The sequence below is a fragment of the Sphingomonas sp. LH128 genome (genome assembly GCF_000293195.2).
In the GTDB taxonomy this organism is placed as follows: Bacteria; Pseudomonadota; Alphaproteobacteria; order Sphingomonadales; family Sphingomonadaceae; genus Novosphingobium; species Novosphingobium resinovorum_A.
The window spans coordinates 1-8,675 of record NZ_ALVC01000193.1 but is presented as its reverse complement, the minus strand read 5'-3'; the positions used below and the strand labels follow the sequence as shown (position 1 = coordinate 8,675).

Sequence of the window (8,675 nt, the reverse complement as noted above, 5' to 3'; positions counted from 1 at the left end):
CAGCCGCTTCCCCGCTGCCGATAGTGCCCAGCCTCAACCCTGAGGCCTTTTATTCAACCCAACTGGCCCCTTTTTAAACCGGTGCCTGGCCCAATTTTATCCCGGCGTTGACAGCCGAGCGATGTCTGCGGAATCGAGACCATCTGGCAGGCGGCACCATAGATAGAAGCCACCTCGCGGCATGATCCACGGCATGATTCCCAACTTCGCCAAACGTGCGGCGGAGCGGTCCCGCGCCTGCGCCAAACGCTGGCGCAGTTCGGCCATATGCTTTCGATAGCTCCCACCCGCCAGCACATCGGCGATCAATTCTGTTGCCACTGGGCTAGGTCCACCGAAGCTCGTCGCAACCTGAAGATCAATCAATCCTTCGATCCAGTCGCGACGCGCCGCAATATAACCACAGCGCACGGCCGCGGAGAGGGTCTTGGAGAAGCTCCCTATGCGGATCACCCGGTCGAGTCCGTCGAGGACCGCGAGACGCGGCGACGGCGATGGTTCGAAATCGGCGAAGATATCGTCTTCCACGATCGTGAGGTCATGGGCTCCGGCCGCGCCCAGCAGGCGGTGCGCCGTTTGATACGAAATGCTTGCCCCCGTTGGATTGTGGAGCGCGGAGTTGGTAATGTAGAGCCTTGGCTTATGCGCAATCAGCGCCGCCTCGAATGCTGCGGTGTCGGGACCGGTGGGTGTGTATGGAATACCGATCAGCTTCACACGGTGAGCGCGGAGCAGTGCCTGGAAATTGAAATAGCCGGGGTCGTCGACCAGCACGGTGTCGCCGGGATGCAGCAGAAAGCGGCAGATCAGATCGATGGCCTGCGTGCCGGAACCGGTCAGCAGAACTTGGTCAGCGCTCACGTCAATGCCCTCTTCGGCGAAACGACCGAGAAGCAGACGGCGCAGCGCCAGCGAACCACGCGTGCTGCCGTACTCGGTCAGCAGTGCATCCTCACCGCGTGCCAGCGATCGCAAGGCCTTGCGGAGTGCGGCATTGGGCATCCAGTCCGTTGGCAGCCAGCCACAACCTGGCTTGACCATGGATGTATCGGCGTCGAGCGATTGACGGGAAATCCAGAACGGATCGACGGCCCGGTCGCGGCGTGGCCCCATCTCGCTGACCGACATCGGCGGGATAGTGCTTCCCGTCACGTAGAAGCCCGAGCCTCGGCGCGCGCTGATCACCCCTTCCGCCGCCAGTCGATCATAGGCCTCGACCACGGTGGATGGAGACACGGACATCGTCTCGGCGAACCCTCGGACAGAGGGCAGCCGATCCCCCGGACCGATTGCACGGCTTGCGATCTTCGCACGGATTGCGGCCATCAGTTCTTCGGTTCTGGTTCCGCTGCGCAACCGACCCATCGCTATGCCTTTTTGATTGTATGGCAGAACATAGCCATACAGTTAGCGATTTTTGTATTGTATTGTCTCTGTCTTGGCCAGACCTCTCCGAATAATCGGATCGCGAAAGCGAGGAGTTATGGAACGGACTACAGCCGGTTGGGGCAGCGGCCTCCTGGCCGTCATCATCTTTAGCGGGTCTCTGCCGGCAACACGTCTCGCAGTCGCGGACTTCACGCCGCTGTTCGTAACGTCGGGGCGTGCCGTCATCGCGGCGCTGCTTGGCGCGGTCTTCCTCATGGCACTCCGGCAAGCACGGCCCGCGCGCTCCGACCTGCTGCCGCTCGGCATCGTCTCGATCGGCGTAGTGCTCGGCTTCCCGCTTCTGACCGGTTTTGCTCTCCAGCACATCACAGCGGCACACTCGGTTGTCTTCGTGGGATTGCTTCCGCTGTCCACCGCCATCTTCGGCGTATTACGCGGTGGCGAACGCCCCAAACCTGCCTTCTGGTTTTTCTCGACAATCGGGGCTGCTGCGGTGGCCGGTTTCGCCTTGTACAACGGTGGAGGCGGTTCGTTGACCGGCGACCTGCTGATGGTGGCGTCCATTGTGCTGTGCGGACTGGGCTATGCTGAAGGTGCGGCGCTGTCCCGCCGGCTTGGCGGATGGCAGGTTATCAGTTGGGCCCTGCTCCTCTCGCTGCCGGTCATGACCGTCATCGCCTTAGGGACTATGCCGGCGAACTGGGCTGACATCGGTTGGCGCGCGTGGTCGGGCTTCGCCTATGTCTCGGTCTTTTCGATGATGCTGGGCTTCGTGTTCTGGTATCGCGGCCTTGCCATCGGCGGCATCGCTGGCGTCGGACAACTCCAGCTCCTTCAGCCCTTCTTTGGCCTGCTCCTCGCAGGCGTGGTTCTCGGAGAGCCCGTGGCATGGACGATGATCGCATCGACCGTGATCGTCATCCTCTGCGTGGCCGGTGCGAAGCGCTTCTCCTGATCCATACCTGATTTTTCCTTTCACGAGACATCGCCATGACCGAAGAGTTCTACCGCATGAAGCGCCTGCCTCCCTACGTAATCGCGGAAACCAACGCGGCGCGGGCAGCCGCGCGCGCTGCTGGGGAAGATGTCATCGATCTCGGCATGGGCAATCCAGACCTGCCTCCGCCCGATCATGTCATTGAGAAGCTGATCGAGGTGACGCGCAAGCCCGATGCCCATGGCTATTCCCAGTCAAAGGGCATTCCTGGCCTGCGTCGGGCACAGGCCGATTATTACGGCCGGCGCTTCGGCGTCGAACTTGATCCTGAGACGGAGGTGATCGTCACGATGGGATCGAAAGAGGGGTTGGCCAGCCTGGCCACTGCGATCACCGAGCCGGGCGATGTCGTGCTTGCTCCCAACCCCTCCTATCCGATCCACACCTTCGGCTTCATCATCGCCGGCGCGACGATCAGGAGCGTGCCGACCACGCCGGACGAGCGCTATTTCGAGAGCCTCGAGCGCGCGATGCGTTTCACCGTGCCCCGCCCGAAGCTGCTGGTTACGAACTATCCCGCCAACCCGACGGCGGAGACTGTTGACCTCGCTTTCTACGAACGCCTGGTGGCATTCGCGAAGGAGAAGGACCTGTGGGTTCTGAGCGACCTTGCCTATTCGGAGCTGTACTATGACGGAAGGCCGACGGTTTCGATCCTGCAGGCGAAGGGCGCGAAGGATGTCGCCGTCGAGTTCACCAGTCTGTCCAAGACCTACAGCATGGCGGGATGGCGGATCGGCTTCGCTGTCGGAAACCCCAGGCTGATCGCGGCTATGGCGCGGGTGAAGTCCTATCTCGATTATGGCGCTTTCACGCCGATCCAGGCTGCCGCCGTCGCGGCGCTCAATGGGCCGCAGGACATTGTCGAGAAGAACCGCCAGCTCTATCATCGGCGACGCGACGTGCTCGTCGACAGCTTCGCCCGCTGCGGATGGGAAATACCAAGCCCAAGCGCATCGATGTTCGCATGGGCGCCGCTACCGCCCGCCCTTCGGCATATGGGCAGCCTCGAATTCTCGAAGGCGCTGTTGACCCAGGCGAAAGTGGCTGTCGCAGCGGGGGTCGGGTATGGCGAACAGGGTGAAGGATATGTCCGCATCGCACTTGTCGAGAACGAGCAGCGAATTCGACAGGCCGCGCGCAGCATCAAGCGCTATCTTCTGTCCAAAGGCGTGAACGTGCCCACTGGCAAGGGAGACTGAAATGGCGCTCTTCAGAGGCATATCCGCCTTCCCGATCACCCCGACCGACGACCACGGGATTGTCGATATCGAAGGTGTCGCGCGGCTCGTACGGCATCTTGCGGAAGCGGGAGTGGACTCGATCGGCCTGCTTGGCAGCACGGGGACCTACGCCTATCTCAGCCGGACAGAACGCTTACGCGCGGTCCGCGCTGCCGTGCAGGCGGTCGGGGGCTGGGTGCCTCTGATGGTGGGCGTTGGCGCCCTACGAACCGATGATGCCCAGGATCTTGCAAGGGATGCGGAAGCCGAAGGCGCGGATGGGCTGCTCATGGCGCCGGTATCCTATACTCCGCTTACGCAGCACGAAGCTTTCGAGCATTATGCCACGGTAGCGGCGAGGACGCGGCTTCCTCTATGCGTCTACAACAACCCAAGCACGACGCACTTCGCATTCACGCCAGCATTGCTCGACCGATTGGCGGAACTGCCCAATATCGCGGCAGTGAAGATGCCCTTGCCATCTGCCGGTACGATCGTGCCCGATCTCAACGGACTGCGTTCACGCTCCACGGGTGTTCTGGCGATCGGATATAGCGGCGATTGGGGCATGGCGGATGCCCTGGCGGCGGGTGCGGACGCATTCTACAGCGTGCTTGCCGGTTTCCTCCCTGCGCAGGCCATGGCGCTGGCCGCAGCGATCGAGACGAACGACACCAACGAGACCGCCAGGATCAGCCGTCAACTCCAGCCCCTCTTCGAACTGTTCCGCGAATTGGGAAGCCTGCGGGTGGCCTATGCCGCTGTGGCCGAGTTGGGGCTGGGCAGTGTGTCACCGCCAAAGCCAATTCTGCCCATTTCGGAAACAGATGTGCGCCGGGTCGCGAAGGCGCTTTGGGCCATTATGGATAGGGCATAGCCTGCGGCACCGGAAGGTCAAGTTTGGCAAATCCGGAAATTCTTACATCCCCATCGAACGACCGGACGTGCCGTTTGTAGTTCAGCAGGTATCGAGCGACGCAGGTCATATAGCGACCCTTTCAGATGAAGGTTGACAGATCGGCGCATGCTCCAACTTCCGCCCTTCATCCTCCCGACGCACTCAATGCTTTCAGTTCGTCCTCGCTTTCCAACACACTATTCTTCCCGAAGTGGTGGCGCCAAAGTTGGGCACCCAGGTTTGCGGATCGATCCAGAGAAGATCCTACGGTCAGCCACTTGAGCAATGTCGGGTAAAGGCCTGCGTCAAACAGCATGAATCCGGCAGCAAGGCAGCACGTATCGGCCTGAATACCGCACACCAGCACGCGCTGAATGCCACTGTCCCTAAAATATTGGACGACATCGGGCGTCGGAGCATACCCATGTTTTACGAAGACCACGTCCGCGCGCACCAAAGGATTATCATCTGGTGCTGGCCTCCAGCCCAGTTGGGCCCAAAATGGCGTCACAGCCTCATTGTGGCGTTCGACCAAAGCGACGGAGTGAAGTGTTGGGGAAACCCGATCGATACCTTCCACTTGCCAGTCAGGTGGGGAGAAGGAGGGCTGGACGTCGATAATAAGAAGTGCCTGTTTCATGCACTGCATTAGCGAGGAAGCCGCTCAATTTCCACTCTCAAGCGATTTGTAAGAAAGTTGGCTCGCTCCAATCCGAGTTGTTTGGCTGGGGTAGCCTTTCCCGGCGCGCTATGGTTACATTTGAAGAGCACACTGTCGGCTGGGGAGATGGTCCGGAAAGCCGCCGAACGACCGGATTGGATGGATAGTGTCGAAGAAGTCGATCTTCGCCGGGTGTTGGGATCGAAGCGGGAATGGCTTAAATGACGTTTTAGCCTTCAACCCGTTGCTGGTTGAGCCTTGATTGGCAAAAGCTTGGCCATCTTGCGGAGGTTCTGGGCGGTAGCGGCGAGGAGGAACTCGTCTTTTGCTCTATTTGGTCCACGCAGGCGCAACCGATCCAGCTTCAGTATGCGCTTGAGATGCGCGAACAGCATCTCGACCTTCTTTCGTTCCCGACGTGAAGTGACATAGGCGTCGGTCAGCGCCAGATCGTGGGCCAGATCGCGAGCGCCTTCATGGACTGAACGCAGGATTTTGCGGATGGGCTGGCCCGGACAGCAGTCCGGCTAGAGTGCGCAAACGTCACAATCGGCTTTGGACGCGCGATATCACATGAAGCCATCCTGATCGACACCGGAGCGAGATGTTGCGAAGTTGCGATGCAGCCGTTTCAGATCCTTTTCCCCCGGGCAGACATAGACATCGCGCTTATGCTCGAAGCGGAAGGCGGATCGCTGGAAGCTGCCGGTGCGCCTGTTGCTATGATCAAAGATCGGGATATGTGGCTTTATCCCTTTCTCGTGCACCAGCCACGCTAAGTTTTCTGCAGAACCATAAGCGGTGTCCGCCGCCAGTCGCGCGGGCCAGACTTCGAACCGGTCCTGGACGCGATCGATCATCCGCCGTGCTGCAGTCAACAGCCTGCCGCACCGCCGTGCTCGCTTCCACATCCATGATGACGGCATTCTTCAGGTCGATCAGATAATTGGTGCAGTAGGCGAAGAACGCCTGACCGCCCTTGGCGCTGATCCAGCGCGCGGCAGGATCGGCAGGCGACAGGAACTTCGGGACGACAGGCGTCGCGGCACCAAACGCGGCATCGTCGAGCACGGCCAGATATTCGTTCACCGCATGGTTGGTCGCCTCCGGCGGCAAGGGCTCACCGCCGCGAACCCCGCCCTGGCGATTAGCATCGGCTGCGATCAGGCTCGCATCTCCAATGGCGATCGCTGACGCAGGCTTGCAGCCTTGCGCCGAAATGCGATGTAGGACTCTATGCGAGTGCCGGATTGGTTACTTCAATCGCATAGCGCTCCGCTTCCGCGCCTGACAAAGAGGCACCATCATAACTTCGCTTTGCAGAAGGTTCAGCGACTCGTTTAGAGGCTGATCGTCAGGATTTTTGAACCGCAATGAATTATCGCCATTCCTTCCACGCCGGCAACAGCGCCGATGTCGTAAAGCACAGCCTCCTGATCGCGCTGGTACGCGCGTTGCAGCACAAGCCGGGCGCGCTGACCCTGATCGATACCCATGCCGGCTGCGGGCTGTACGACCTTGGCGGCGACGACGCGCAGCGCACCGGCGAGGCCACGCAGGGCGTGCTGCGGGCCTTTGCCGACGCGAACCCCTTGCTGGACGACTATCGGGCCGCCGTGCATGCGGTGAATGGGGGCGACGAACCCCGCCTGTACCCCGGCTCGCCGCAGTTTCTGGCGCAGCTCCTGCGCCCGCAGGACGCCCTGATCCTCAACGAAAAGCACCCGGACGATGCCAGTACCCTGCGCGGCGCAATGCGGGGCACCGGCGCGGCCATACATGAACGCGACGCCTATGAACTCTGGCTGGCGATGGTGCCGCCCCGGACTCCTCGGGGCGTGGTCGTGGTCGACCCGCCCTATGAGCAGACGGACGAACGCGCGCGCATCACCGCCACCCTCGCCGCCGCCCACCGCAAATGGGCGCATGGCGTGACGGTGATCTGGTATCCGCTGAAAGACAGCGCCACGCACCAGCGGTGGAAGGCGCAGCTGCGCAGGCTCGGCATCCCGAAATTTCTGGTGGTGGAGCATTGGCTGTACGACAGCGAGCAGCCTGGCATCTATAACGGCGCAGGCCTTTTTATCGTCAATCCACCCTACGCTTTCATGCAGGCGCTGCCACCACTGCTGGAAGCGTCGCGCGCGGCGCTGGCGCCCGAAGGGCACGAGGGCGAGATACTATGCGGTTGGCTGGACGACTAGGGTCATGCGCATGGATGCGCGGCCCGGATGCGGGGTGGAGTGCTGCCGCCGACATGCTAAAGGCGTGCCATGCTTCATAAACATGGCCGTGGTGGCACCATCGAAATCGACGGGTTCAAATATGACTGGGAGCTCGTCAGCGATCCCCAATTGTCCTCTTCCGATGGCTGGAAGGGGATGACAATTTCTCTGCGCCAGCACGGCATGGCGCGTGAAGCGGTGCTGGAATTTCCGGCTCCAAAGCGCCTGCTGAAAGGGTTGCCGAAAGGGCGTTTGCATATCAACGACACGATTGCTTCGCGCGGCGTAAGGGCAGCCCTGTCGGCCGGATGGGATCCCGCATCGCGCGGCAAGCCCGTAGTGTTCATGGTCGATGCCGACGGCAATTAAACGGGCGCAAATCTTGGACTCCCATACCGCAGATATAGCCTTAGTCAGACAACATCGTACCATTCCTACTTGGTGACCGACAAAGCAGACAGGCTGCACCTGGGGAATGGAAATCGGCGATTGTGTGACCGAAAAGGGTCGGCGATGTCGGCCGCGTAAGCCGCTCAGACGCGCCCATTGCGGTCATTACATTTTGCCGAGCCAATTTTCGACAACCACCCGTTGTATTGGATAGACGCGGCTGAACCCGTCGCGATGAGGAAGGCGATCAGACAGCCACTGTAAGCGCGCTTTGGAGCTGGCAGCAAAAGTGCTGTCCGCAGCCAGTTTGCTGACGAACTCCGCGCATAGTTCGGCATCTGATCCCAGCAACGCGTCGACGATCGGCGCCATCACGAAATCCTCTGTTCCTGCGGGAGCCGAAAGCACTTCGGGAAACAGGCCCCACGCGAGGAAGCTGTCCAGGCTTTCCGGCTCCAGCAGCGCCGCCGCGAGCAGTCCGAGCGGTTGGTCGGATGCAACCCGCACCGTGCCTGCCGGGATCGCCGCCTCGCTCTGTTCGTGCGTGAAACGCGCCGTCACCGGGATGCGTCCATCGTGGGCCGGGGCCAGCCTGACGTCATGAAGGCGCACCGTGTCCACAAGAAGGACCCGGTCGGTTGCCAGCGTTTCAAAGCCGATGCCATGCAGGCGCAGCTTTTCGATCACCTCGGTCTGCGCTGCGGGGATCAGCCAGGCCTCGGGGAGTGGGACAGCCTCGGTCGGCTTCTGCCCGATGATCGGCATGCGGAACGTGATCCTTCTGCCGGTCCAGCGCTGCTCCATCCGGCCGGTGGCCGCCGAATGGTATGTCTCGAAGGCGACGCCCTTGAACTTGTCCACCCAGCCGATCGGCTGGGGGGGGGGGGGGCCG

At 61.3% G+C, this 8,675-nt stretch carries 8 protein-coding genes and 1 pseudogene; 5 read left to right on the top strand and 4 right to left on the bottom strand.

Annotated features, from left to right (window positions below; all coding sequences use genetic code 11):
- Positions 1 to 96: 96 nt before the first annotated feature.
- Positions 97 to 1,326, bottom strand: coding sequence for an aminotransferase-like domain-containing protein (locus LH128_RS15840; protein ID WP_327195183.1), 1,230 nt, complete (start codon positions 1,324 to 1,326; stop codon positions 97 to 99).
- Between the two features lie 157 nt (positions 1,327 to 1,483).
- On the opposite strand from LH128_RS15840, the gene LH128_RS15835 reads away from it, so the two are divergent.
- The 3 genes from LH128_RS15835 to LH128_RS15825 are packed head-to-tail and all read left to right on the top strand — an operon-like array spanning position 1,484 to position 4,486.
- On the top strand, positions 1,484 to 2,344 hold the full coding sequence (locus tag LH128_RS15835) for a DMT family transporter (protein WP_008830669.1): 861 nt from the start codon (positions 1,484 to 1,486) through the stop codon (positions 2,342 to 2,344).
- Positions 2,345 to 2,379: 35 nt separating this feature from the next.
- A complete protein-coding gene (locus tag LH128_RS15830; protein WP_008830668.1) occupies positions 2,380 to 3,588 on the top strand; it encodes an LL-diaminopimelate aminotransferase in 1,209 nt (402 codons plus the stop codon).
- Position 3,589: 1 nt separating this feature from the next.
- Positions 3,590 to 4,486, top strand: coding sequence for a dihydrodipicolinate synthase family protein (locus LH128_RS15825; protein WP_008830667.1), 897 nt, complete (start codon positions 3,590 to 3,592; stop codon positions 4,484 to 4,486).
- 166 nt (positions 4,487 to 4,652) lie between these two features.
- On the opposite strand, the gene LH128_RS32225 is transcribed toward LH128_RS15825, so the two are convergent.
- Both LH128_RS32225 and LH128_RS32220 read right to left on the bottom strand, forming a co-directional pair.
- Positions 4,653 to 5,147, bottom strand: a complete 495-nt coding sequence (locus LH128_RS32225; RefSeq protein ID WP_008830666.1) for an isochorismatase family protein — start codon at positions 5,145 to 5,147, stop codon at positions 4,653 to 4,655.
- A gap of 257 nt (positions 5,148 to 5,404) precedes the next feature.
- Positions 5,405 to 6,344 (bottom strand): annotated as a pseudogene (locus LH128_RS32220) (transposase); the annotation flags it as partial.
- 197 nt (positions 6,345 to 6,541) lie between these two features.
- On the opposite strand from LH128_RS32220, the gene LH128_RS15815 reads away from it, so the two are divergent.
- Positions 6,542 to 7,372, top strand: coding sequence for a 23S rRNA (adenine(2030)-N(6))-methyltransferase RlmJ (locus LH128_RS15815; RefSeq protein ID WP_008830665.1), 831 nt, complete (start codon positions 6,542 to 6,544; stop codon positions 7,370 to 7,372).
- Positions 7,373 to 7,441: 69 nt separating this feature from the next.
- Entirely contained in the window at positions 7,442 to 7,762 is a 321-nt protein-coding gene (locus LH128_RS15810) for a hypothetical protein (protein WP_008830664.1), read from the top strand.
- A gap of 186 nt (positions 7,763 to 7,948) precedes the next feature.
- Here LH128_RS15810 and LH128_RS15805 read toward each other — a convergent pair whose 3' ends face one another.
- Entirely contained in the window at positions 7,949 to 8,548 is a 600-nt protein-coding gene (locus LH128_RS15805; protein ID WP_327195182.1) for a hypothetical protein, read from the bottom strand.
- Between the last annotated feature and the right edge of the window lie 127 nt (positions 8,549 to 8,675).

Coding starts and splice junctions, on each gene's coding strand:
- LH128_RS15840 (WP_327195183.1), bottom strand. CDS start 1,326: ATGGCCGCAATCCGTGCGAAGATCGCAAGCCGTGCAATCGGTCCGGGG.
- LH128_RS15835 (WP_008830669.1), top strand. CDS start 1,484: ATGGAACGGACTACAGCCGGTTGGGGCAGCGGCCTCCTGGCCGTCATC.
- LH128_RS15830 (WP_008830668.1), top strand. CDS start 2,380: ATGACCGAAGAGTTCTACCGCATGAAGCGCCTGCCTCCCTACGTAATC.
- LH128_RS15825 (WP_008830667.1), top strand. CDS start 3,590: ATGGCGCTCTTCAGAGGCATATCCGCCTTCCCGATCACCCCGACCGAC.
- LH128_RS32225 (WP_008830666.1), bottom strand. CDS start 5,147: ATGAAACAGGCACTTCTTATTATCGACGTCCAGCCCTCCTTCTCCCCA.
- LH128_RS15815 (WP_008830665.1), top strand. CDS start 6,542: ATGAATTATCGCCATTCCTTCCACGCCGGCAACAGCGCCGATGTCGTA.
- LH128_RS15810 (WP_008830664.1), top strand. CDS start 7,442: ATGCTTCATAAACATGGCCGTGGTGGCACCATCGAAATCGACGGGTTC.
- LH128_RS15805 (WP_327195182.1), bottom strand. CDS start 8,548: ATGCCGATCATCGGGCAGAAGCCGACCGAGGCTGTCCCACTCCCCGAG.